We start from the raw sequence: 23,774 nt of genomic DNA, 5'->3' as shown, positions 1-23,774 counted from the left end.
ACAGGCTCAGCGCATCACCAGGCCGCCATCGACGAACAGTACCTGTCCCGTCATGAAGCCGCTCAGTTCCGAGGCCAGGAACAGCACCGGCCCCGCCACGTCTTCGGGGCTTGCCAGGCGGCGCAGCGGCGTGGCGGCCATCAGCGATTCGCGGAAGGACTCGCGCGTGTCCTGGGTGCCCTGCGTGGGATAGACCAGGCCCGGCGCGACGCAGTTGACGCGTATGCCCACGGGCCCCAGTTCGCTGGCCAGGTTGCGGCTGAAGGCCACCAGCGAGGCCTTGGCCGTGGTGTAGTCGTGGTAGGGCACGACGGGGTGCTCCACCAGGTTGCTGGCGATGTTGACGATGCTGCCCCGCGCACGCTGGCGCATCTGCGGCAGCACGGCGCGGCAGACGTTGAAGGCCGCGCCCACGGCACCGTCGTACTGGGCTTGGTAGTCGCTCCAGTCCAGGTCGTCGAAGCGGCGGCGGCGCTCGGGGTCGAAGGCGTAGGGTTTGAAGGCGTTGTTGACCACGATGTCGATGGCGCCGGCCTCGCGCGCGATGGCCTCGGCCATGGCCTGGACGGCAGGCTGCGAGCCTACATCGGCCTTGATGGCCCAGGCATCGCCTCCGGCCTGCTTGCCCGCAGCCTGGCAGGCCGCCACGGTGCGGGCGGCGGCAGCGTCGTTGGACAGGTGGTTGACCGCCACGAGGGCGCCCTCGCGCGCGAAGGCGGTGGCAATGGCCGCGCCTATGCCGCGGCCGGCGCCGGTGACCAGTACCACCTTGCCTTGCAGGCCCAGGGAAGACGGCTGTGCCATCTCAGGCCCCGGGCAGCAGGCTGGTGTCCACCACGTCGGACACCTTGATCTGCCTTTGCACCATGCCCTGCGCGCGGTAGGCGTCGGCGCCCTTTTGCAGGGCGGCCAGGTCGAAGCTGCCCAGCGGCTTGCCGGCCTGCAGCGGCTGCGAAGACGCATTGCGCAGGCGGATCACGTCCAGGTTGATATCGCGCTGGGTGCCGTCGATGGCGTGCTTGCCGGCCAGCGTGGCGGCTTCCTCGGGGTTGGCCATCATCCAGGCGGCGCTGTCGCGGTAGCCCTTGAGGAAGGCGCGCAGCAGGTCCTTCTTGTCGCGCAGCGTGTCCTCACGCACCACGAACATGTCGCTGGAGATGTTGAGGTGGTCGCGCACCTGCATCACATCGACCTCGCCAATGCCTTTGCGCAGGCCCACGGCCAGGCCGGTGTCGGTGGCGGCCGTGGCATCGACCTGGCCCTGCATCAGCGGCGCGAAGTTGAGCAGGCCGGTGACGACGATGGTCACGTCCGACTCCTTGAGGCCGGCCTGGTGCAGCATCACCAGCAGGTTCTGGCGCGTGCCGCTGGACAGGCTGTAGACGCCGATCTTCTTGCCCTTGAGGTCCGCCGGCTTGCGGATGCCGGCCGACTTGAGCGAGACCACGTTGAACACGTTCTGCGGGTAGATGTCGTAGATGGCGACCAGCTTCTCGCCCTTGTCCAGCGCCATAAAGAAGGAGCCGGGGTCGGTGAAGGCCACATCGGCCTGGCCGCTGAGCATGTTGCGGATGGCGTCGCCGCCGCCCGCGCCGGGCAGGTAAGCCAGCTCCACGCCCTGGGCCTTGAAGAAGCCCTTGTCGGGCTCGGCCAGGATGTTGGTGATCTCGCTGATGGGCTTGCTCCAGCCCGCCAGGCGGATCTTGCCCTGGGCGGGCGCGGCCGCTGCCGAGGTGCCGGCCAGAGTCAGGCCTGCCAAGCCTGCCAGGCCAGCGGTGGCGCCCAGCAGGCTGCGGCGGGTGAGGAAGGGGGATTGCGGTGTGTGCATGGCGCTTGGGGAAAAGGTTTCAGAAGTGTTCAGGACGGTCAGGCGGCGCGCGAGCGCAGCAGCCGGCGCTCCAGCACCAGGCAGGCCTGGTACAGCAGCAGGCCCATGGCGGCGATCAGCACCAGGGCGGCGAACATGAGGGTGGTGTCCATCATTCCCTGGGCGGCGATGACCACGGCGCCCAGGCCCCGGCTGGCGCCCATGAATTCGGCCACCACGGCGCCGACCAGGGCCAGCACCACGGCCACGCGCAGGCCCGCAAGAATGGCGGGCAGGCCCGTGGGCAGCTTCAGGCGCAGCAGCGTCTGCAGCCGCGTGGCGCCCAGCATGCGAAACAGCTGCAGCCGCTGGGCATCGACCTGGCGCAGGCCGGTCAGGGTGTTTTCCATCAGCGGGAAAAAGCAGATCAGCGCCGTGATCAGCACCGTGGGCAGCATGCCGAAGCCGAACCACAGCACGAACAGCGGCGCCAGCGCCAGCTTGGGCACGACCTGGCTGACCACCACGTAGGGCTTGAGCACACGCTCCAGCAGCTCGGATTCAGCCAGGGCCATGCCCGCCAGCAGGCCGATCGCGCTGCCGGCCGCCAGCCCCAGCAGCAGGGCCTGGAGCGTCGCCCGGATGTGCGGCCAGAAATAGCCCGTGGCCAGCCCCGTCCACAGCGATGCCGCAATGGCCGAGGGCGCCGGCAGCACCAGGGCGGACAGGCCCCATTGCCGCACCAGCAGCTCCCACAGGCCCAGCAGGACCAGCGCCAGCGCGGCGGCCAGCAGGCGGGCATGGAACAAGGACATCGTCATGCCGCCGTCCTGTCCAGGGCTGCGCGCACGCGGGCGCAGTGTTCGTTGAACGCCGGCCCGTGGCGCATGGCCTGGGTGCGCGGCGCGGGCAGATCGACCGCCATATCGGCCACGATGCGCCCGCCGTGCATGAGGGCGATGCGGTCGCCCAGGTAGACGGCCTCGTTGATGTCGTGGGTGACGAAGAGCACCGTGGTGCCGCGCTCGCGGCAGGTGCGCAGCAGGTCGTCCTGCAGCTCGGCGCGCGTGATGGCGTCCAGCGCGGCAAAGGGCTCGTCCAGCAGCAGCAGCGGCGGATCGAGGACCAGCGCCCGCGCCAGCGCCACGCGGCTTTGCTGCCCGCCCGAGAGATGGCGCGGATGGCGCTGCGCATGGCTGGCCAGGCCCAGCTGCTCCAGCAGCGCCAGGGCGCGTTGTTCGTCCTGCGGCGCGGGTCGCCTTTGCAGCGACACGGGCAGCAGCACATTGCCCAGCGCCGTATGCCACTCCAGCAGCGTAGGCGCCTGGAACATGAAGCCCAGCTGCGGGCCGGGCTCGGCCAGCTCGGCGCCACGCAGCAGGATGCGGCCCGACTGCGGCCTGAGCAGCCCCGCCGCCAGCTTGAGCAAGGTGGTCTTGCCGCAGCCGCTGCGGCCCAGCAGGCAGTGGACCTCACCGGCCTGCACGCGCCAGTCCACGCCGTCCACCACGGGCGGGCGGCCCGGGTAGGTGAAGACCACTTGCTCGACATCGAGAAACGCCATGGTTGCAGCCCCGTCCGTCCCCTCTTGCAGGTTCGCCATATCAGTCCGCATACGGCGCAAACGGCTGCGCCGCCGCCTCGGCAGATTGCTCTATCTCGGTCATGCGCACCAGGTCCAGCAGGTTGAAGCGGCCGTCATGGTGCCAGCCGGCCTCGGGCATGCTCATGGAGCCGATGGCGCTGATGCGTGTGACGCCGGCCGCGCCCAGCAGGCCGGCCAGGCGGTACAGCTGCTCGGGCGAGGCGGCAATGCCGGCCGTCTGCAGGTAGTCGCGCTGCGCGGCCACCACGGGCACGGCGTCATCCAGGCAGTCCACGCCCACCACGGCAATCGTGCGGTACAGGGCCGTGGGCGCCAGCGGCTGCAGGCTGTCGCTGTACGCCACGCTCCAGGGCGCGTCCACCGGACCCAGCAGTTGCTGTTCGTCACCCGACCATTCCACGGACTGCTGCCAGCGGGCCACGGCGGCGCCCTCCTCCAGCTCCAACGGCCGGCGCGCAAAGCGCCGCTGCAGGTTGGCCAGCTCGGCCGCCAGGTAGTCGGCAAAGGCACGCGGCGGCACGGGGGCACCGCGCTCCACGTAGAAGACATGGGGCGAGTAGCAACCCTGCTGGTCGTAGCGCATCACGTCCCAGGCCGCCAGCCGCGCCACGGCGGGCGCCTTGAGCGTGTCCAGCGCCTGGGCGCCCACCATGCCGAAGCCCAGCTTGTGGCCATGCGGCAGAAAGCGCGTGGTCACGGGCAGGCGCTGGCGCAGCGCCTGCAGCGTCTGGTTGCCGCCGTAGGCGAGCACGGTGTCGGCCTCGGCATGGAGCGCGGCGGCTCCACCGCCATCCACGCCATCGGCGCCATCCGCCCCATCCACACCACCCGCGCCGCTCCACCACACCACGGCCAGGCAATCGGCCAGCGGCGGGTGCACCTCGGCCAGCAGCCGTGCGAACCAGCCCGCGAACAGCGGCTCGGCGCTGGCCAGCTTGCCAATGGCTGGCGCCTTGACCAGCAGGCCGCAGACCAGGCTCCACAGGGACAGCGCAGGCACATTGCCGGCCCAGCTGTGCATCAGCAGGTCGGGCCCGAAGGCGCGCACCGCGCCGCCCTTGGGCGCGGGCTGGAAGCCGTCCAGCACGGCCGGGTTGGCAAAGTCCTCGGCCACGAAGCGCCGCAGCTGCGCGGCGCGGAAGGTCTTGAAGAAGCCCGTCAGCCCCAGGCGCACCATGTCGGCGTCATAGCCGCTGACCACGGGCAGCCAGGCCTCGGCCTGGCGCCGATAGGGATCGCTGCGGTCCAGCAGGCGGGCAATGGCACGGTCGATGGCGTCGATGATCTCGGCCACGGGCATGGCCCTGAGGTGGCGGTCGGCGGCACGGCGCACATGGGCTGCCAGCGCATGCATCTGCGGGCCGGTCAGCAGGGGCACGGAGACTTCCAGCCGCACGCCGCCGCGTTCGAAGGGCAGCACATGCCACTGCACCTCGTCCTCGCGCAAACCAGGCAGTTCGGGCAGGTAGCCGGCCGTGATCCGCTCGATGTTCATGCAGCAGCGGCCTTCACGAATTCATCGACCGCCAGCGAGCAGCCCTTGGCCGCTGCGCCCTCGGCACGCCCCAGCAACAGGAAACCGCTGTTCTCGCCATGGCCGGCCCACAGGCCCACGTCCTCGGTGAGGATGGTGGTGACCGCGTTGTAGTTGGCCAGGTCGCAGTGCACGAGAATGCCGCGCTCGCCGGGCGCCACGCTGCGGCCGGTGACGGGCTCGACCAGGCGCGAGCGTATCCAGTGCGGCCCCGACTTGACCGAGGGCAGCGTGTCATTGCCGTCGTCATAGAACTGCGTGCTCAACTCGGTCATGCCGTACATGTTGATGCAGTGGCTGCGCGGCACGCCCAGCAGCCGGGACAGGTCGGCGTAGAAATCCTCCAGCGGCAGCTCGCGCGACTGGCCCTTGTAGCCGCCCGTGTCCAGGATGCGGCTGCCCGGCGGCAGACGGAAGCTGCGGCTCTGCTCGCGCAGTGCGTCCATCACATGCACCAGGCTGAAGCTGGCGCCCAGCAGCGCATAGGGGCGGCCGCTGCGCTCGGACTCCTCCAGCACGGCGCACAGGCCGGGCATGTCCAGGCCGTCGGGGGTGAGGAAGTAGCGGCTGTCGGGAGTGCCGAATTCCGTCTTGGCCAGCGCCAGGTAGTGGGCCAGCGAAGAGTTGGGCATGGCCTGCTCGTCGGGAAAGAGGATGCCCATGGGCAGGCGCTCGTGCCCGGCCATGAAGCGCTGCGCGAAGTTGCGCGTCATCGACGCATCGTAGACATCGAGCGCGGGATGGAAATGGCGCCCGCGCGCGGACAGTCCCTTGGCCTGGCCCGTGGTGCCGCTGGTCATGAACACGCGCTCCGCGGGCGAGGCCGGCTCGCTGCGCAGCTCCATGGCCTTGAACGCATCGATGGGCACGGCGGGAATGTCGCTCCAGGTCTTCACATTGCGCAGCGTGGCGCCGCGCCGCTGGCAGAAGCTGCGAAACGGCGCATTCGATTCGTATTGGTAGGCGAACAGCCGCAGGGCCAGTGCATCGAACTGCTCGTCGGTGCAGCCGTCCATGGCGATGAATGCAAGCAGGTCTGCGACCAGAGAAGCCGCCTGGGGCCGGGCCTTGTCCATGGAATTCCTTCGAGAGCTGGGACGTGATGCTCCGAAGGCGCCCCGCCCGTGGCGCATGGGCGGCCACGCAGGGGTGCAAGCTCTTCTTCCGCCGGAATGACCCGGTTCAAGTTCTCGGGTGTGGATCTCAGCACTGGCGTGCACCCCGGAGCGGAGGGCTATCTTACAGCAGGGTCGCCAACGCCGCAGGCCCGGGGCCATCGCCCTGCAAGACTGCGTCAACCCAGTGCCGTCAGCCGCCGCATCACCCACTCCACGGGCCCCTGCGCCACCTTCTTGCTCCAGGCCCAGGCGGCCAGGCTGGCGATGATCACGTACAGCGCGGCGGCCACGGCCACTTCGCGCAGGCTGCGTGAGCCGTCCAGCGCGCCCATGGCCTCCAGCAGGCCCATGCCGATGAGGATGTGTGCCAGGTACAGGGTCAGCGTCATGCGCCCGGCCGGCAGCAGGCCGCGCCACGGTCCAGCGGGCCAGCGGTCGGCCAGCCGCAGGCAGGCGCCGATGGCAATGCTGGCGCAGCCCAGGCCCATCAGCAGGTAGGCCGGGCCGGGCGGCATGGGGCCGGTGGCCAGCCAGGGAGCCCATTCACTCTGTGCCGCAAGTGCCGAGACGGCGCAGGCCAAGCCCACCATCGCTACACCAGAAGCCACCAGACCCCATTGCACGCGCGGCTCGGCCAGCGGCAGGCGCGCCAGCAGCATGCCGCAGAGGAAGAACGCAAACCAGGGCAGCACCGGATGGAAGCCGTTGAACAACAGGTTGCGCGCAAAGCCGGCCGGCTCCCACAGGCCCTGGTAGGAAAGGCTCGCCCAGTCCCAGCCCTGGCTGTAGTCCAGCTGCAGCAAGGCCCAGGCGGACAGCACGGCCACGGCCGCCATGCCGGCCAGCAGCGCCCGTGCGCCGGCCTGCAGCCAGGCGATGGCCAGCACGAAATACACCGCGTAGTAGTGAATGATGTCGGCCGGAAAGATCACCAGGTTCATGCCACCGGCCACCAGCAGGAACAGCGCGCGGCGCAGTGTCCAGAGGCGCGCCGTGGCCGGCTCCAGCGAGCGCGTGGCCAGCACCAGGCCCAGGCCTGCCAGCACCACGAAGGTGGCCGAGGCCTTGCCCTCCAGGAAATGGAAGAACGACAGCAGCCAGCCCGGCTCCTGCAGCGCGGGATGCATGGCCTGCTTGAAGTTGACGAACACCATGCCTGCCAGCGCCAGGTAGCGCGCCAGGTCCAGCCCCGCCAGGCGGGCGCCCCTGCCGGTGGCATGCCTCATGTCGCGTCTCCCTGTGCCTCGCCTCCAAGAAGGCAGGCCAGCAAGGCGGGATGCAGCACATCGACCCCTTCATCCGCCCCCGCGTCTTCTTGCGGCGTCACCGCCAGCGCAAAGCGCAGCGCATCGCTTTCCACGGCATCCAGCAGCAATTGCGCGGCCAGGCGCACGGGCACGGCGGGCCGCAAGAGGCCCTGCTGCGCCCCGCGCTCCATGAAGCCTGCCAGGCCGTCGAGCATGCGCCTGCGGTTGGCCTCGAAGGCCGGCGCCAGGCCCGGCGAACGCGCGATCTCGGACAGGCACTCGGCGCTGAGCACGGCCCATTCCCGCTGACGGCACAGCGCCTGGTAGGCGGCCAGGAATTGCGCCACCACCGGCAGCGAAGGGGCTGCGGCCCGCTCCAGCGCCTGAAGCAAGGGCAGCAGCTCGGTCTGCTCCTGCGTGGCGACCTCGGCAATCAAGGCCTGCTTGCTGTCGAAGTGGTTGTACAGGTTGCCCAGGCTCACCGAGGCAGCCTGCGCGATGTCGCGCATGCTGGTGCAGTGAAAGCCGCGCTCCACGAAACACTGCAGGGCGGCCTCCACGATGACAGCCCGGCGCTCGCTGATGTCTTCTTTCTTTTTCATGCCCCGAATGATGAACGAACGTTCATTCATGGTCAACACCGGGGCATGAAATCACAGCGGCGGCAGGGGGCCCACGCCCGAAGGAACGGCCTCCTCGTTGGGCCTGCAGGGCTGGCGCAGCATGCGCCGGCAGTCCGGCAGCTGCCGCTCATGGGCATAGGCGATGTGGCCCAGCACGATCTTCGACGGCCGGCTGCGGTCCAGCCAGACGGTGTTGGTCGAAGGCGTGGACAGATGGTCGAAGGCCCAGTACCCGGTCTGCGAAGGCGTGTCCAGGGTCACGCGCAGGCTGGAGCCCGCGCGGAACACATGGGCAAACTTCTGGATTTCCACGCGCATCAGCGTGGGCTCGCCGGGGCGCAGCGGGCGCACGGCGGCCTCGGTGAAATCGCCCCAGGGCCGCAAGGCGGTGGAGCGCTGGCCGTCCAGCGCGCGCATGGAGGCACGCAGCCAGCCGCGCTGCACGAACATCTCCTGGCCGTCGGGACGCACCTCCGAGACGGTGACCTGCACATCGGTGTCGCCGGCCGTGGCGCTGAGCCACAGGTCCAGCGAGGCCTCGCCATAAAAGCTCAGCGCGCGCGGCAGCGGGGCCGTGGTAAAGCGCAGCAGGCCCTGCCCGGCGGGGCTGGCCATCCATTGGCCCGCGCCGGACTCGGTGTCCGCGTCGGGATGGTTGGCATCGGCGCCCGGCAGCGGGTAGCGGTAGCTGGCCGATTGGCGCTCGGCCTGCGGGGGCGCATCGCCCAGCCCGCCGCCCGGCTGCAGCCACAGCGTCATGGGCGTGACGCGCACGGGCAGCCGGTCAAAGCTGGCCACGGCCGAGGGGCGCAGCTGCCCATAGTCGCCCCCACCGTTCATCCACTGCATTTCCTGCGCCAGCAGCACGCGCGGCGTGTGCTCGAAGCCGTTGCTCTCGCCCTTGAGAAAGCGCGCGTAAAAACGCTTCATGGTCTCGCGAATAAAGGGGGCGCTGTCGGTGTGGTGGTCGCCGTTGGAGCTGATCAGCCACATCTTGTCCGGGGCGATGCTGTCCTCGTAGTAGCCCATGCGGGTGCCCACCTGCTCGTCCTGCCAGGACTGGGTGCCCAGCGTGGGGATGTCGATGCGGTGCGTGGTGTACATGGCGCTCTTGCGCGCGAAGCGGGCGCCGAAGAAGCGGTCCTCGTCCAGCCAGCGCGCCATGTCCAGGTCGGGGCGCTGGATCTTGCGGATGTTGTCCTCCACCACCTGGGCGCATCCGGTATCGCCGTCCAGAGCCTTGGCGTCCTCGGCGGCCTTGCGCCATATCGCGGGGAACTGCCCCCACCAATTGGCGGGAAAGCCGATGTTCTGGATGCCGCCCGGATAGGCCACGTCGCGGTAGGGATCGGCCACGTTCTTGCCAGGCGCGATCGCCTTGAGGCTGGGCGGACGCTGGGCCGCCACCCACAGCTGGTCGTAGCCCGAGTATGAATAGCCCACCATGCCCACCTTGCCCGTGGACCACGCCTGGCGCGCAGCCCACTCCACCGCGTGCGCCCCGGCCGCGCCCACGGAGGCGTCGGCCCACTGGTTCTCGCCCGTGGAGCAGCCCGTGCCGGGCACGTTCAGGCCCATCACGGCATAGCCTTCCTTGGTCCATTCCTGGGTGGTCTGTTCCGTGACCGAGCCCGATCCGTAGCCGTCGTACTCCATCAGCACGGGAAACGGCCCCGGCCCCTTGGGAAAGACCACCGAATAGCGCATCTTGTTGCCGTCAGGCAGCTGGATGTAGCCCCAGATGCGCGGCCCGGGGTTGGTGCTGCCCGACGAGCCCCCGCCGCAGGCCGCAAGGCCCAGGGCAAGGGTGGCGATGCCGGCCGCGCCGAGCCACGCGCGGGAATGGCGAAAAGTCATCATGGATGGTCCTCCTGGTTGCTGATGCAGTCATGCCCGCAAGGGGGCAGGCCGCAATGTAGGACCGTCCGGGCGCATGGCGCACGCGCAGGCTGAAGGGGGGCTGAAGCACGCCTGAAGACAGGCTGAAGGCGAACGCGGCCAATCGCCACGGCCTTAGGCCCCGAACCACGGCAGCCGCGCGCCACACTATGATTCGATTTTCAGTTCCTTGAACCCATGCCCCGCGCCCGCACATCCAAGCCCGCTCCGTCCGAAGAGAACACGGCCCCGTCCGGCACCACAGCGCCGGGGCCGTCCATCGACGCCTCTTTCCTGCACACCCTGGTCGGCTACAACGCCCGGCGTGCCTCGATGTCCATCATCGAGGTGTTCGTGGAGCGCATGGCCACCCACGATCTCAAGATGGTGGAGTTCTCCGTGCTGTCCCTGGTGTCCCACAACCCCGGCATCACCTCGCGCCAGCTGTGCACGGCGCTGGACGTGATGCCGCCCAACCTGGTGGGCCTGATCGCCGCGCTGGAGCGGCGCAAGCTCATCGAGCGCCGCCCCCATCCCACAGACCGCCGCGCCGTGGGCGTGCACCTGACGCCGGCCGGCGCCGAACTCACGGCCCAGGCAGAAAGAACGGCGGCCCAGCTGGAGATGGATGCCACCTACCGCCTGACCGATGCCGAGCGCAAAACGCTGATCCAGCTGCTGCAGAAGATCTACAACTGAGCGCGCTCAGTCCGCCTTCTGCGCGGCGGGCCGGTCCAAGCCCAGCAGCCGCACCGCATTGCCCTTGAGGATGCCGGGCATCACCTCGGGCTTGAAGCCGGCTTCCTGGAAATCCTTCATCCAGCGCTCGGGCGTGATCAGGGGATAGTCGCTGCCGAACAGCACGCGGTCCCTGAGCAGGGTGTTGGCGTACTGCACCAGCTGCCGGGGAAAGTACTTGGGGCTCCAGCCCGACAGATCGATCCAGACATTGGGCTTGTGCAGGGCCACGGACAGGGCCTCGTCCTGCCAGGGAAAGCTGGGGTGGGCCATCACGATCTGCATGTCGGGAAAGTCGATGGCCACGTCGTCCAGGTGCATGGGATTGCTGTAGGCCAGGCGCAGGCCGCCGCCGCAGCGCATGCCGCTGCCAATGCCGCTGTGGCCCGTGTGGAAGATGGCCGGCAGTTGGTGCTCGGCCACCACCTCGTAGATCGGCCAGGCCATGCGGTCGTAGGGATGGAAGCCCTGCACCGTGGGGTGGAACTTGAAGCCCCTGACGCCCTCTTCCTCGATCAGCCGCCGCGCCTCGCGCGCACCCATGCGGCCCTTGTGCGGATCGATGCTGGCGAAGGCCACCATCATGTCGCTGTTGGCCCGCGCAGCCTCGGCGATCTCCTCGTTGGGAATGCGGCGCCGGCCCAGCTGCGATTCGCTGTCCACCGTGAACATCACCAGGCCCAGGTTGCGCTCGCGGTAATAGGCAACAGTCTCGGCGATGGTCGGGCGCCGGCCGTTGCCGAAGTACTTGTCGGCGGCGCGGTCGTACTCCTCGCCGTAGTTGTCGAACGGGTTCCAGCAGCTCACCTCGGCGTGCGTGTGGATGTCGATGGCAATGAGTTTTTCGTGGTCCATGTCTGTCTCCTGTGCGGCCTGCTGCCTGCCCCGCAATCAAGGGGAAGTCCCAATAAGAAATTCGCAAAGGCCGCTTGAATTGGTTATTAAATATAACCAAAATCGCGGCCATCAGAAAGCGATGCAGATGCAGGCAACGGCTGCCACGCAACGGATTCGCGCTGAGGCTTCACACCACCTTCCGAGGAGACAGACATGGACAGAAAGATCCACAAGACCCGTTCCCGCGCCTTGCCGGCCGCGCTGGCCGCCGCCCTGCCCGCCCTGCTGCTGTCGGCCTGCGGCGGCTCGAGCGACGGCATTGCGCAGCTGGCCGAGGCCCGCCCCGCCACGCTGCTGTCGTGCACGGACCTGGCCGCGAAAATATCCTTCCCCAACACCCGCATCACCGCCGCCGAGACCGTGGCCGCCGGCACGCTGGCGGTGGCGGGCAAGCCCATTGCCGAGCACTGCCGCGTGACCGGCCGAATGCACGAGCGCGTCAGCACCGTGGATGGCCAGAACTACGCCGTGGGCTTCGAGATGCGCCTGCCGCGCGACTGGAACGGGCGCTTCTTCTACCAGGCCAACGGCGGGCTGGACGGCGTCGTGAGCACGGCCGTGGGCGCGCTGGGCGGCGGGCCGCTGGGCAATGCGTTGCAGATGGGCTTTGCCGTGCTCAGCTCCGATGCGGGGCATGCAGGCAGCCTGGGTCCCTTCTTCGGCCTGGACCCGCAGGCGCGGCTGGACTATGGCTACCAGGCCGTGGGCAAGCTCACGCCCATGGCGCGCAGCGCGCTGCAGACGGCCTATGGCAAGGGGCCTGACCGCTCCTACCTGGGCGGCTGCTCCAACGGCGGGCGCCACGCCATGGTGGCGGCCTCGCGCTATGCCGACCAGTACGACGGCATCATCGCCGGCAACCCCGGCACGCGCCTGCCGCTGGCGGCCATTGCCAACATTGCCGGCGCCCAGGGCTATGCGAAGCTGGCCACCACGCCCTCGGACCTGGGCACGGGCTTCACCCAGGCCGAGCGCCGCCTGGTCAGCCAGGCCGTGCTGGCCCGGTGCGATGCGCTGGACGGGGCCACCGACGGCATGGTGCAGGCCGGCGCAGCCTGCCAGGCGAGCTTCGACCTGTCGCGCGACGTGCCCACCTGCGGCGGTGCGCGCGACGGCAGCTGCCTCAGCGCCGAGCAAAAGAGCACCATTGCCGGCCTGTTCAAGGGCGCCACCACCAGCGGCGGCAGCCGCATCTACAGCAGCTTCCCATATGACGCGGGCCTGGATACGGCCGGCTGGGCCGGCTGGAAATTCTCCAACCCCATCAGCCGCGACTCCGGTGCCGTGGCCTTCATCTGGCAGACGCCGCCGGAAAGCGCCGCCAGCTTCAACGACGCGCAGTTCGCCCTCAACGGCAGCGTGGACAGCATGCTGGCCAAGGTGCAGGCGACCAACGGCACCTTCACGGAAAGCGGCCTGTCGCTGATGATGCCGCCCGACTACGGCAAGCTGCCCGTGCTGCGCAACCGGGGCGCCAAGCTCATGGTCTACCACGGCACGGCCGACCCCATCTTCTCCAGCGATGACACCGTGCAGTGGTACGACACGCTGCGCCGCAACCATGGCGACGCCGCCGACTTCGCCCGCCTGTACCTGGTGCCCGGCATGAACCACTGCAGCGGCGGCCCGGCCACCGATCAGTTCGACATGCTCAGCTCCCTCGTGGCCTGGGTGGAGAAAGGCCAGGCGCCGGACCGCGTGATCGCCAGTGCGCGCGGCGCGGGCAACGCGGGCGGCGCCAACGCCGACCTGCCCGCCAACTGGTCGCCCACGCGCACCCGGCCGCTGTGCCCCCATCCGCTGGCCGCCCGCTACAACGGCAGCGGCGACATGGAAAGCGCTGCCAGCTTCAGTTGCCGCTGACCATGCACTGAAGGCGGCCGGCGCCTGAACGGTCACCTGAAAGGTCACCTGAACGGCACGCCCCCTCCGCCCCCATCCACCCCTTGTCCGCAGTCCCGCCCCCGGCGGGGCCGGGCCCCGCTGCGCCCGAGAAAAGGCGCGCGGACACCCACGCCAAGACGGCAACGATTTTTCAAACCAGAGGAGACATCACCATGAAAACCACCCCATCCCCGCGGACCCTGGCGGCCACCGCCGTGCTGGCCCTGGCCGGCTCCGGCGCCAGCTTCGGCGCCTTCGCGCAAGGCACCTCCAGCGTCACGCTCTACGGCATCGTCGATGTGGGCGTGGAGCACCTGAACAATGTGGCGGCGGGCGGCGGTCTCAGCCGCATGCCATCGACCACCAGCATGGTGCCCTCGCGCTGGGGCCTGCGCGGCAGCGAGGACCTGGGCGGCGGCCTCAAGGCCATCTACACGCTGGAGTCGGGCTTTGCGCCCGACCAGGGCACCTTCAACCAGGGCGGGCGCGGCTTTGGCCGCCAAAGCTGGGTGGGCCTGGGCGGCAACTGGGGCAGCCTGACCATGGGCCGCCAGAACTCCATGCTGTTCTGGTCGCTGCTGGACTCGGACATCATCGGCCCAGCCGTCTTCGCCATGGGCTCGCTGGACGCCTACATTCCCAACTCGCGCGCCGACAACATGCTGGCCTGGCGCGGCAACTTCGGCGGGCTGGCACTGGGCGCGGGCTACAGCTTCGGGCGTGACACCGTCAATGCCGGCCCCAGCCCGGCAGGCACCAACTGCCCGGGCGAGAGCGGATCGGACACGCAGGCCTGCCGCCAATGGTCGCTGTACGCCAAGTACGACACACCGGCCTGGGGCGTGGCGCTGGGCTACGAGCAGCAAAACGGCCGCACGCCGGCCTCGTCCACCGACCCGGTGTTCGGCGGCATGAACTCCAGCGCCAAGCATGACGAGCGCCTGCACCTGGGCGGCTACTTCAAGCTGGCCGGCGTGAAGATCGGCGGCGGCCTGCTGCGCCGCGACAACGACGGCGACGCCGTCAAGCCACGCAGCAACCTGTGGTACGTGGGCGCCTCCTACCCGGTCACCGAGGCCCTGGTGCTCGAAACCCAGTGGCTCACGCTGCGCTACCGCGGCGTGTCGGGCTACGACTCCGACCTGCTGGTGGCACGCGCCATCTACAACCTGTCCAAGCGCACGGCCGTCTACACGCAGCTCGGCCACATCCGCAACGACCGCCTGGCGACCGTCTCGGTCAGCGGCGGCGCGCCGGGCAGCAACACCGCGCCGGGACGCTCGCAGACCGGCATCAACGTGGGCATCCGCCACATGTTCTGAGCCGCTTCCATCCGCCTGCCTTTCCCATATTCACCAGGAGACATCCCATGCAGATGCATCGCCGTCATTTCGTCCAGGCCCTGGGCAGCGCCGCCGCCCTGGGCTCGCTGTCACCGCTGCAAGCCCTGGCCCAGGCACTGGACCAGGTCAAGATCATGTACGGCTTTCCGGCCGGCAGCTCGGGCGACAGCGTGGCCCGCCGCGTGGCCGAGCGGCTGGGCGGCACGCCCTACAGCAAGGGCCCGGGCTTTGTGGAGAACAAGCCCGGCGCCGGAGGCCGCATCGCGGTGGAGGCCTTGAAGAACTCCCCGCCCAACGGTTCCGTGCTGGCACTGGCCCCCGTATCGGCCTTCTCGGTCTATCCCCACATCTACCCCAAGCTGACCTACAGGCCCGAAGACGCAACGCCCGTATCGATTGGCGCCGTGATCTACCACGGCCTGGCCGTGGGCCCCGCCGTGCCGGCCGAGGTCAAGACGCTCAAGGACTTCCTGGCCTGGGCCAAGGCCAACCCCGACCGCGCCAGCTTCGGCTCGCCGGGCGCGGGCTCCATGCCGCACCTGCTGGGCGCGCTGCTGGGCCTGCGCTCGGGCGTGGAGCTCAAGCACGCGCCCTATCGCGGCACCGTGCCCAGCATCACGGACCTGGTGGGCGGCCAGATCGCGGCCACCATGAACCCCAGCGGCGACTACCTGCAGTACCTGAAGGCCGGCCGCCTGCGCGTGCTGGCCACCTCGGGCAGGCAGCGCTCGCCCTTCCTGCCCGAGGTGCCCACCTTCACCGAGCTGGGCTTTCCCGATGTCACGGTGGAGGAATGGTTCGGGTTCTACGCGCCCGCCAAGACACCGGCCGCCACCATTGCCAACGCCAACGCGGCCATCACCGCCGCGCTCAAGGACAAGGCCGTGATCGACGGGCTGGCGGCCCTGGGCCTGCTGGCGCGCGGCAGCACGCAGCAGGAGATGGCCGCCGACCAGCAGGCCGAGTTCGAGCGCTGGAGTTCGCTGGTCAAGCAGATCGGGTTCACGGGCGAGTCCTGATGGCGCACCCGGACGGCAGGTCCATATCCCTTCGCGAAACAAGGCCACACTCATGCAACAAATAATGTTGCATGAAACAGAACAGCCAATTCTCGGACGTCCTGCATGTGCTGCTGCACATGGCCGAGGGCGATGGACCTGCCACCTCCGACATGCTCGCCGCCGCGCTGCAGACCAACCCGGTCGTGCTGCGCCGGCTGATGTCGGGCCTGCGCGATGCAGGCCTTGTCACCTCCGCCAAAGGCCATGGCGGGGGCTGGGTGCTGTCTTGCGAGCTGGACCGCACCACGCTGCGCGACGTGCATGAAGCCTTGGGCGCCCCTGATCTGGTGTCGCTGGGCTTCAGGGAAGACCGGCCCGAATGCCTGGTCGCCCAGGCCGTGAACGAAGCGCTGAGCAACGCGGTGCAGCAAGCCGAGGCCGCCCTGCTCGCGCGGCTGGGCTCGGTGACGCTGGCTGCCCTGTCCCAGGACTTCCATGCCCGCCTGGCGCGCCACCGCGCAGCGGGCGGCCAGGGCTGGTACCAACTGCAGGAGCACCAGCATGAAACACATTGATTTCGCCGTCATCGGCGGCAGCTATGCCGGCCTGTCCGCCGCCCTGCAACTGGCGCGTGCGCGCCGCCAGGTGCTGGTGGTCGATGCCGGGCTGCGGCGCAACCGCTTCGTGGACCAGGCCGGCGAGACATCGCACGGCTTTCTCACCCAGGATGGCGTCGCCCCCGCCCAGATCGCCGCCCAGGCCCGGCAGCAGCTGATGGCCTACCCCACCGTGCAGTGGCTGGACGGCACGGCCGAAGACGCCCGCGTGGCGCCCGATGGCCGGCTGGAGTTCCATGCAGCGGGCACCGCCATCAGCGCTGCCCGCCTCGTCCTGGCGCTGGGCGTGCATGACAGCCTGCCGCCCGTGCCGGGACTGGCCGAGCGCTGGGGCCGCAGCGTCTTCCATTGCCCGTACTGCCACGGCTACGAGATGAATGCGGGCCGCATCGGCATCATTGCCAGCTCGGCACTGGCCCATCACCACGCCGTCATGCTGCCCGACTGGGGCCAGACCACCCTGCTGCTCAACGGCGCCTACGCGCCAAGTGCCGATGAGCTGGCCACCTTCGCACGCCGCGGCACGCAGGTGGAGGCCACCCCCATCGCCCGCCTGGAAGGCCGGGCCGACGTGCTGCTGCAGGACGGCCGCCGCCTGGTCATGGATGGCCTGTTCACCCAGCCGCGCACCCGCATCGCCAGCCCCGTGGCCGAACAGCTGGGCTGCGCCCTGGAAGAAGGCCCCATGGGTCCCTTCATCAAGGTCGCGGAAGGCCAGGCCACCAGCGTCCCCAACGTGTTCGCCTGTGGCGACGCGACCCGCGCGGCCGGCAACGTGGCCATGGCCGTGAGCGATGGCGCCATGGCCGGCATTGGCGCGCACCGGTCGATGATGGGATGGTGAACTGCGGCGCCTGCCCTAGAGCGTGCTATGCACTTTGATGTGCCCGTGAAAGCCGGGAAAGGGGTCCGGGACGAGGCGTAGCACGCTTTATCCGAAGACCGCGCCGCCCGCATCCAGCGCGGGCGGCCGCAGAAGATCGGCATTGACGCCCATGGCCTCGCTGGCCCGCTCCACGGCCTGCCACAGGGGGGCCGGCATCTGCAGTATTTCCTCGGGGGAGTTCGCGCGGGCGATCCAGTCGCTGATCTCAACGTGCTGCTCGGGGGTGAGCAGGTCCAGGTTCAGCATTTCGTCAATGGTCTTCATCGGGTGTCGGTCTGTCGCTCGTGTGCGGAAGGTGTACGGAAAAGGAACGGCCCGTGCATTGTCAGCGGTCCACGGCAGGCAGTCGCTGCAGCAGGGCATCGCGGGCGCGCAGGCCGGCATTGGGCTTTTGCGCCTGCTCGTCCTGGATCAGCGTGGCGAACACCAGCCTGCGCTGGTCCTTGGTGGCCCAGCCCACGTACCAGCCATAGGCCCTGCTGGCGTCGTAGCGGTTGTCGCTGCCCGGCGAGCCCGTGCCCGTCTTGCCATGCACGGTCCAGCCGTCCACAGGCACGGGGTGCCGGGTGATGCGCGCAGTCATGTCGAAGGCCTGACTGCTCACAGACAGTTCCCGGCGCACGATCCTGCGCATGAAGGCCACCTGCTCGGCCGCCGAGATGCGCAGCGAAGACACCACCCACACGCCGTTGTGGCCCGGGTCGGCCACTGGCACGGCAGAGACATCCTCGTTGCCATAGCGGAAGGCCTTCACGTAGGCGTCAAAGCGCTGCTGGCCCAGACGCATCACCACCTGCTGCGAGTACCAGAACACCGAGTCTTTCATCCACGCCTGGGGCGTGATATCGCGCCGCCAGGCATCCCCACCCCAGTCCGGATACTCCGGTTGGTACGGCCACGCGGGCCGGGACTCGTCCTGCAGGATGCCGGCGTCATAGCCCATCAGGCTGATGGCGATCTTGAAGGTGGAGGCCGGCGTGACCCGCTCGGCGCAGGCCGGGCCGCTGTGCACCAGGGACTGGCCCGTGTCGGCGTCGGCGACGAGGGTGCACAGTTCGTGCGCGACAACGGGGGCGGGAACGGAAACCCAAAAAAAAGCTGCCACGGCCGTGGCAGCGGTCCCAGGAAATCTATGCATGTGCTGTGCGCTGCGGTGTTCGTATCTGGCGCGCGATCATAGATGCGCGCGCAGCCTTTGCAGAGCCCCTGCAGCAAACAGCCCCACGACGCCCTGGGCAAGCGCGTGTGGGACTTGCCCATGGATGGGAACTGCCCGCGGGGCTACGCCTGCGCCTCCTGCAACTGCCGCCACATCACCTTGCCGCTGCCGCTCTTGGGCAGGGCCTTGACGAACTCCACCACCTTGGGCGCCTTGTAGACGGCCATGTTCTCGCGGCACCACTGGATGATGTCCTCGGCCGTGGTGTCTTCCTTGCCGGCACGCAGCACGACGACGGCCTTGACCGACTCGCCCCGGTAGGCGTCGCGGGTGGAGATCACGCAGGCTTCCTGGATGGCGGGGTGGCGGAACATCAGCGACTCGACCTCGGCCGGCCAGACCTTGAAGCCGCTGGCGTTGATCATGCGCTTGAGGCGGTCGGTGATGAAGTAGTAGCCGTCCTCATCCACGTGGCCCAGGTCGCCGGTGCGAAAGAACCGCTTGCCGTCGATCTCCATGAAGACCTGGGCCGTGGCGTCGGGGCGCTTCCAGTAGCCGTCGAAGACCTCGGGCCCGTGGACCACGATCTCGCCCTGCTCACCCTGGGGCACTTCGGCACCGGTGTCAGGATCGATGACGCGCGCCTCCGTGCTCATGAAGGGAATGCCCAGGCACTGCTGCTTGGGGTGCTCGGACGGGTTGCTGTGCGTGGGCGCAGCGGTCTCGGTCAGGCCGTAGCCCTCGCAAAAGCGCAGGCCGTATTGCTCCAGCAGGCGCTGGGCCACAGCCTGGGGCATGGCCGCGCCGCCGCCGCCGATGTACTTGAGGCTGGTGAGGTCGAACTGTGCGAAGTTGGGGCTGCCCAGCAGGTCGATGACCATGGTGGGGATGTTGGTCCAGCTGGTGACCTGGTAGCGCGAGATCAGCCGCCCGGCCAGCTCGCGGTCCCAGCGCGGCATGACCACCACGGTGGCACCCATGAAGATGGCCGTGTGCAGTACCGACACCATGCCCGTGATGTGGAACATGGGCACCACCGCCAGCACGACCGCCTCGCTGGTGCCGCTGCCCCAGTAGCTGCCGGCCACGGCGTTGTGGTTGATGGAGCGGTGCGGGTGCATGCAGCCCTTGGGGTGGCCCGTGGTGCCGCTGGTGTAGGGCAGCACGGCCATGTCGTCGCGGCCCACCACATGGGGCGGCGCAGCGTCGGTGCAGGCCAGGGCCTGCTGCCAGGTGTGGACGCTGCCGCCCTCCAGCACAGCCGGCTCGCGCCGGGTGAGCAGCCAGTCGTGCCACTGCGCAGGCGGCGCATCGTCGCCCTGCACACCGGCATCGAAGGCATCGGTGAACTGGGTGACGATCAGGTGATCGAGCCGCTGGCCCGGCGCCAGCGCGTTGCTGGCCTTGGCCAGCTCGGGGGCCAGGTCGGCCGTGGTGATGGCGACCTTGGCGTCGGCGTCGGTGATGTAGTGCTTGAGCTCCTCGGCCATGTTCATGGGATTGACCGGCACCACCACGGCATTGGCGCGGAAGATGGCGTAGTGCGCCAGGATGAGCTGAGGCGTGTTCTGCATCAGCAGGATCACGCGGTCGCCGCGCTGCACGCCCAGGCTGTGCAGGTAGGCCGCCATGCGCTCCGTGCCCTCGCACAGCTCGCGGTAGCTGATGGAGCTGCCGAAGTAGCGGATGGCCGGCTTGTCGGGATAGCGGCGCGCGTTGACGGCCAGGTTCTCCCATACGCTGGTGGCGGGCACGGTGATGGAATGGGGCAGACGGCTGGGCCAGAAGGCGTGGTGCGCGGGCAGGGTCGACATGGACGGATGGGCGTTGAATGGTCGGTGAGTGGATCGGACGGCGGCAATCCGCCTTGCCAGCGAGGCTAGGCGCACACCCGGTTCCCGGCATTGGGGAAGGCCCCAGGGAATCGTCGCCAAAGTGACGCTTGAGCGCCCATGGCATACCGGTGCCACCGCAACTCGCCTTGTGCTTTCGCAAGCCGGCCACGCGAACGCCACAAGTACGCCACGGGTACGATGGCGCCATGCCCTCCACGCCCGACATGCCCCACCTGTCCCGCCTGCAGCTGTCGCTGCGCGATCTGCTGGCCCGCCGCCGCAGCGCGGCCCTGGCCACCCAGCCCGCCGACTCCCCTGCCCCCGGGGCTGGCGATGCACTGCCCGCTCCCCGTCTGTCCATGGTGCCCTGGGCCTGGAATGCGCAGTTTGGCTGCTTTGTGCTGCACGTCAGCGCACTGGCAGCGCACACGCGGGCCATGGAACTGCACCCGGCCGTCAGCCTGCTGGTGTGCGCGGCCGAAGTGGACGGCGAGGGCGTGCATGCACTGGAGCGCGTGGCCATTGAAGGCGTGGCCAGCACACCTCCGCCCGGCAGCGTGCTGGCCGATGGCGCGCGCGACAGCTATGTGCTGCGCTTCCCCGAAGCCGCGTTCATGACCGATCTGGGCGACTTCCGCTTTGTCTGCATCACGCCATCCATCGCCCGGCACGTGGCGGGCTTTGGCGCGGCGCGCGATGTGTCGGCCCATGACCTGATCGAAGCACTGAGCATCCAGCCCAGCTGACTCACGTGCCCCGCACGTGGGCCGCGATCAGGGCGCCCGCCGCATCGCCCTGCCCCGCCACGCAGGCGCGCACATGGTCCTCCCACATCTGGCCCTGCTGCTCCACCTGGGCATGGACAAAGCGCTGCAGCATGCGCCGGGGATCGTCGCAGCGCTCGTAGGCATAGGGATCACCGCGCGTGCACAGCGCCTTGAACTGCAGCCAGGCGGCCTGCCGCGTCACGGGCATGCCCTGCAGGCGCTGCCACTGGTGCAGCAGCTCATGGGCAAAGATGCCTGCGATCTGCGGATGCGACAGGCGCAGCGGCTGGCGCGGATCGGACTGCATGAAAAAGGCGCGCGGCATGAAGATGCGCCCGCCATTCATGGACAGCGCCCTGCGCGTGTCGCCCAGGCGGCGCAGATAAAGGCGCATGCGCGGCAGCAGCGCATCCAGCGAGGCGCCGAAGTGCGTGCGCACAAAGGCCTGTTCCTGCGCATCGAGCGGCCGGCTCCAGAACACCATGCTCAGTCCCCCGGCCCCTGCCGATAGCGCCGTGCCATGAAATCCACGAAGGCACGCACGGCCGGGCGCAGATGCCGCGTGCGCGGATACAGCGCGTGGTAGCTGTACTGCCCCAGATGAAAACAGGGCAGCACCCGCACCAGCTGGCCGCGCTCGATGGCCGAGCGCACGGTATGCCAGGTCAGCGCCGCAATGCCCCGCCCCGCGCGTGCAGCCTCGAAGATGGTGGCCACCGAATCGGTGCGCAATGCCGCTAGCGGCTGGACCTCGGTGACAGCGCCCTGCCCGGACACCACGCTCCAGCGCAGCTGGGCCGGACCCGCAGCAAAGGCCAGGGCGCGGTGCGCGGCCAGTTGCTCTGGCGCCTGCACCACCCCGTGGCGCATCAGATAGGCGGGCGAAGCCACCAGCACCAGAGGCGAATGCGTGAGCAGCCGCGCCTGCAGTCCACTGTCCGGCAATTGCCGGCTGATGCGCACGGCTGCATCCACGCCCTCGGCCACCAAGTCCACCAGCCGGTCGGTGCACAGCAGTTGCAGCTCCAGATCCGGGAATTGCTGCTCGAACTCGGGCAGCCAGTCGCCCAGCTCGATGGCGCCCACGGCCAGCGGCAGCGTGATGCGCAGCACGCCCGCCACGCGTGCGCGGCGCACGGCCAGCGCGGCCTCGGCCGCATCGAGCTGCTCCAGCAACTGCACGCAGCTGAGGTAGTAGCTGCGCCCCGCCTCGGTCAGGCTCAGCCCGCGCGAATTGCGCTGCAGCAGCTGCGTGCCCAGTTCCGACTCCAGCCATTTGACATGGCGCGAGGCGGTCGAATGCGTCATGCCCAGCCTGTCCTGCGCCGCCGTGAAGCCCTGCGCATCCACCACGCCGCAAAACACCCGCATGGCCTGCCATCTGTCCATTGCCCGTGCACTCCTTTGGCGGGGATTGTGGGGCATGCGGGCGGCCGCATTCCGTTGCGCCACAGCCCCACGCCAGCCCCTTTTCCGACCCATTCCTCCCCTTGGGCCGCAGAAACAGACTATTCCTAGAGACAAGCACGCCGCAGCTGCCTAGATTGACCGGCAACCCGGACACAGGCTTGCCTCCACCAGCTCCCCGCCAGACGCATGGCCGCCTCCTGCCCGAGATTCCTAAAAATCCCGAGGGAGAAACTCACATGCACCCACGGCACACGCTGCTGCGCAGCGCCTTGCTATGCATTGCCGCACTGCTGGCCCAGGCCACGCCCACCCTGGCGGCTGCCGCCCCCAACCTGGGCGGCGGCTCCAGCAAATGCGACCCCACCGTGCAAAGCTGCGCCCCCGGCGCGGGCGGCGGCATCGACCTCGGCGGTGGCGGTGGCAGCTCGGGCGGCGGCACCTGCACCCCCACGCCCGGCGGCAGCCCCTGCGGCGGCGCCGGCCCCGCCACCCAGGGCAACTCCAGCAGCACCAACCAGGGCGCAGGCAACCCAATCCACCTCATCAACGGCAACAAATACCAGCGCGAAGTGGACATGCCCGCCTTGCCAGGCGTGCTCGGCCTGGAAGTCGTGCGCCACTACAACAGCAGCTACAGCCGGGCCTACGTGCCGCCAGGCCTGCTCGGCCGCGGCTGGCTGCTCAGCTACGAGGCCCGCCTGTACGACCACCCCACCAACCTGCAGATCGTGCAGGCCGACGGCACCCGCATCATCTTCAGCAAGCTGCGCGAGCATCCCAGCCTGTGCGCCAGCGAGCAGCCGGGCAACGGCATCGTGCGCATCGAAGGCCCGGATACAAAGGGCACCAAGGAAACCAAGCCCGGCCAGGAACGGCACTACACCTGGCAATGGATGGACGGGCGCGAGCTGCGCTTCAACCACCGGGGGCGCCTGACCCGCATCAGCCTGCCCTCGGGCGAACAGGTCCGCCTGGACTACAACGCCAAGGGCAACCGCCTGCTCAAGGTCACCGACCCGCAGGGCCGCAGCCTGCGCCTGCACTACGCCCAAGCTTCGGGCGAGGGCAGCTTCACCGGCGTGCAGGCCATCGACACCCCGCTGGGCCGCATCGACTACCGCCACGGCAGCGCACCGTTGCCCGGCAGCACCCAGCCCCAGGCCAAGCTGAACGCCAGCCTCGTGCAGGTCAGCCTCCCATCGGCCGATGGCCAAGCCCCGGTCCAGCGCCACTACCACTATGAGGACCCGCGCCACCCCACCTTGCTCACGGGCATCAGCGTCCAGGGCCAGGGCAGCGACGGCAAGCCCATGGACGAGCGCATCGCCAGCTACGCCTACGGCGACACCGGCCGCGCCATCTTGAGCGTGCGCGGCCCGCCGGACAGCCAGCAGGAAAAAGTCACCCTGGACCTCAGCCAGCCC

The 23,774-nt window shown here is 69.2% G+C and carries 23 protein-coding genes; 8 read left to right on the top strand and 15 right to left on the bottom strand.

What is annotated here, in order from left to right:
- Window positions 1-6: 6 nt before the first annotated feature.
- The 9 genes from HFGMBDPB_RS28705 to HFGMBDPB_RS28665 all read right to left on the bottom strand — a co-directional run bounded on the left by HFGMBDPB_RS28705 (window position 7) and on the right by HFGMBDPB_RS28665 (window position 9,795).
- The gene (locus HFGMBDPB_RS28705; protein ID WP_046239924.1) at window positions 7-804 is read right to left on the bottom strand and encodes an SDR family oxidoreductase; all 798 of its coding nucleotides are present in this window, start codon (window positions 802-804) and stop codon (window positions 7-9) included.
- Window position 805: 1 nt separating this feature from the next.
- Window positions 806-1,828 carry an ABC transporter substrate-binding protein gene (locus HFGMBDPB_RS28700; RefSeq protein WP_209672901.1) on the bottom strand — a complete coding sequence of 341 codons (1,023 nt, stop codon included), beginning with the start codon at window positions 1,826-1,828 and terminating at the stop codon, window positions 806-808.
- A 38-nt stretch (window positions 1,829-1,866) separates the two neighbouring features.
- A complete protein-coding gene (locus HFGMBDPB_RS28695) occupies window positions 1,867-2,628 on the bottom strand; it encodes an ABC transporter permease (protein ID WP_212646747.1) in 762 nt (253 codons plus the stop codon).
- Entirely contained in the window at window positions 2,625-3,410 is a 786-nt protein-coding gene (locus tag HFGMBDPB_RS28690; RefSeq protein ID WP_016453238.1) for an ABC transporter ATP-binding protein, read from the bottom strand. The genes HFGMBDPB_RS28695 and HFGMBDPB_RS28690 overlap by 4 nt, the downstream gene beginning before the upstream one ends.
- 1 nt (window position 3,411) lies before the next feature.
- Complete coding sequence (locus tag HFGMBDPB_RS28685) at window positions 3,412-4,908, bottom strand: acyl-CoA reductase (RefSeq protein WP_212646746.1); 1,497 nt, start codon at window positions 4,906-4,908, stop codon at window positions 3,412-3,414.
- Entirely contained in the window at window positions 4,905-6,023 is a 1,119-nt protein-coding gene (locus HFGMBDPB_RS28680) for a LuxE/PaaK family acyltransferase (RefSeq protein ID WP_212646745.1), read from the bottom strand. The genes HFGMBDPB_RS28685 and HFGMBDPB_RS28680 overlap by 4 nt, the downstream gene beginning before the upstream one ends.
- Before the next feature lie 218 nt (window positions 6,024-6,241).
- Window positions 6,242-7,291 carry a DUF418 domain-containing protein gene (locus tag HFGMBDPB_RS28675; protein ID WP_043790250.1) on the bottom strand — a complete coding sequence of 350 codons (1,050 nt, stop codon included), beginning with the start codon at window positions 7,289-7,291 and terminating at the stop codon, window positions 6,242-6,244.
- The gene (locus HFGMBDPB_RS28670; RefSeq protein ID WP_043790249.1) at window positions 7,288-7,914 is read right to left on the bottom strand and encodes a TetR/AcrR family transcriptional regulator; all 627 of its coding nucleotides are present in this window, start codon (window positions 7,912-7,914) and stop codon (window positions 7,288-7,290) included. Before HFGMBDPB_RS28670 ends, HFGMBDPB_RS28675 begins: the two co-directional genes overlap by 4 nt.
- A 51-nt stretch (window positions 7,915-7,965) precedes the next feature.
- The gene (locus HFGMBDPB_RS28665; protein ID WP_212646744.1) at window positions 7,966-9,795 is read right to left on the bottom strand and encodes a CocE/NonD family hydrolase; all 1,830 of its coding nucleotides are present in this window, start codon (window positions 9,793-9,795) and stop codon (window positions 7,966-7,968) included.
- Window positions 9,796-10,011: 216 nt separating this feature from the next.
- On the opposite strand from HFGMBDPB_RS28665, the gene HFGMBDPB_RS28660 reads away from it, so the two are divergent.
- Window positions 10,012-10,512 carry a MarR family winged helix-turn-helix transcriptional regulator gene (locus HFGMBDPB_RS28660; protein WP_016453244.1) on the top strand — a complete coding sequence of 167 codons (501 nt, stop codon included), beginning with the start codon at window positions 10,012-10,014 and terminating at the stop codon, window positions 10,510-10,512.
- A gap of 6 nt (window positions 10,513-10,518) precedes the next feature.
- Here the strand turns inward: HFGMBDPB_RS28660 and HFGMBDPB_RS28655 are convergent, their stop codons facing one another.
- Window positions 10,519-11,406, bottom strand: a complete 888-nt coding sequence (locus HFGMBDPB_RS28655) for a 4-hydroxyphenyl-beta-ketoacyl-CoA hydrolase (RefSeq protein ID WP_016450570.1) — start codon at window positions 11,404-11,406, stop codon at window positions 10,519-10,521.
- A gap of 195 nt (window positions 11,407-11,601) precedes the next feature.
- Here HFGMBDPB_RS28655 and HFGMBDPB_RS28650 point away from each other — a divergent pair, with 195 nt between their 5' ends.
- From HFGMBDPB_RS28650 to HFGMBDPB_RS28630, 5 genes are all read left to right on the top strand, one after another.
- Window positions 11,602-13,311: a tannase/feruloyl esterase family alpha/beta hydrolase gene (locus tag HFGMBDPB_RS28650; protein ID WP_160854530.1), complete on the top strand. Its 1,710-nt coding sequence runs from the start codon at window positions 11,602-11,604 to the stop codon at window positions 13,309-13,311.
- A 194-nt stretch (window positions 13,312-13,505) separates the two neighbouring features.
- Window positions 13,506-14,654 (top strand): porin, encoded by a 1,149-nt coding sequence (locus tag HFGMBDPB_RS28645; RefSeq protein ID WP_016450572.1) that lies wholly within the window; start codon window positions 13,506-13,508, stop codon window positions 14,652-14,654.
- Window positions 14,655-14,701: 47 nt separating this feature from the next.
- Complete coding sequence (locus HFGMBDPB_RS28640) at window positions 14,702-15,694, top strand: tripartite tricarboxylate transporter substrate-binding protein (protein WP_016450573.1); 993 nt, start codon at window positions 14,702-14,704, stop codon at window positions 15,692-15,694.
- A 71-nt stretch (window positions 15,695-15,765) separates the two neighbouring features.
- A complete protein-coding gene (locus HFGMBDPB_RS28635) occupies window positions 15,766-16,251 on the top strand; it encodes an Rrf2 family transcriptional regulator (RefSeq protein ID WP_016453247.1) in 486 nt (161 codons plus the stop codon).
- Window positions 16,238-17,137, top strand: coding sequence for an NAD(P)/FAD-dependent oxidoreductase (locus tag HFGMBDPB_RS28630; protein WP_212646743.1), 900 nt, complete (start codon window positions 16,238-16,240; stop codon window positions 17,135-17,137). Before HFGMBDPB_RS28635 ends, HFGMBDPB_RS28630 begins: the two co-directional genes overlap by 14 nt.
- A gap of 87 nt (window positions 17,138-17,224) precedes the next feature.
- On the opposite strand, the gene HFGMBDPB_RS28625 is transcribed toward HFGMBDPB_RS28630, so the two are convergent.
- The 3 genes from HFGMBDPB_RS28625 to HFGMBDPB_RS28615 all read right to left on the bottom strand — a co-directional run bounded on the left by HFGMBDPB_RS28625 (window position 17,225) and on the right by HFGMBDPB_RS28615 (window position 20,152).
- Window positions 17,225-17,443 (bottom strand): hypothetical protein, encoded by a 219-nt coding sequence (locus tag HFGMBDPB_RS28625; RefSeq protein ID WP_016450576.1) that lies wholly within the window; start codon window positions 17,441-17,443, stop codon window positions 17,225-17,227.
- Window positions 17,444-17,504: 61 nt separating this feature from the next.
- Window positions 17,505-18,317 (bottom strand): class D beta-lactamase, encoded by an 813-nt coding sequence (gene blaOXA, locus HFGMBDPB_RS28620; RefSeq protein WP_212646742.1) that lies wholly within the window; start codon window positions 18,315-18,317, stop codon window positions 17,505-17,507.
- Window positions 18,318-18,460: 143 nt separating this feature from the next.
- Window positions 18,461-20,152 carry a long-chain fatty acid--CoA ligase gene (locus HFGMBDPB_RS28615; protein WP_016450578.1) on the bottom strand — a complete coding sequence of 564 codons (1,692 nt, stop codon included), beginning with the start codon at window positions 20,150-20,152 and terminating at the stop codon, window positions 18,461-18,463.
- 227 nt (window positions 20,153-20,379) lie between these two features.
- Here HFGMBDPB_RS28615 and HFGMBDPB_RS28610 point away from each other — a divergent pair, with 227 nt between their 5' ends.
- On the top strand, window positions 20,380-20,919 hold the full coding sequence (locus HFGMBDPB_RS28610) for a pyridoxamine 5'-phosphate oxidase family protein (protein WP_046241376.1): 540 nt from the start codon (window positions 20,380-20,382) through the stop codon (window positions 20,917-20,919).
- Window position 20,920: 1 nt separating this feature from the next.
- On the opposite strand, the gene HFGMBDPB_RS28605 is transcribed toward HFGMBDPB_RS28610, so the two are convergent.
- Window positions 20,921-21,424 carry a hypothetical protein gene (locus HFGMBDPB_RS28605; protein WP_016450580.1) on the bottom strand — a complete coding sequence of 168 codons (504 nt, stop codon included), beginning with the start codon at window positions 21,422-21,424 and terminating at the stop codon, window positions 20,921-20,923.
- 2 nt (window positions 21,425-21,426) lie between these two features.
- On the bottom strand, window positions 21,427-22,329 hold the full coding sequence (locus tag HFGMBDPB_RS28600; protein WP_016453252.1) for a LysR family transcriptional regulator: 903 nt from the start codon (window positions 22,327-22,329) through the stop codon (window positions 21,427-21,429).
- Between the two features lie 257 nt (window positions 22,330-22,586).
- On the opposite strand from HFGMBDPB_RS28600, the gene HFGMBDPB_RS28595 reads away from it, so the two are divergent.
- A partial coding sequence (locus HFGMBDPB_RS28595; protein ID WP_212646741.1) for an RHS repeat domain-containing protein occupies window positions 22,587-23,774 on the top strand: 1,188 nt, incomplete at its 3' end.

Origin of the sequence: Delftia sp. PE138 (assembly GCF_018320755.1) — a bacterium.
In the GTDB taxonomy this organism is placed as follows: Bacteria; Pseudomonadota; Gammaproteobacteria; order Burkholderiales; family Burkholderiaceae_C; genus Comamonas; species Comamonas tsuruhatensis.
Note: the sequence above shows the minus strand (reverse complement) of the source record. Positions and strands in the feature narration are given on the sequence as shown.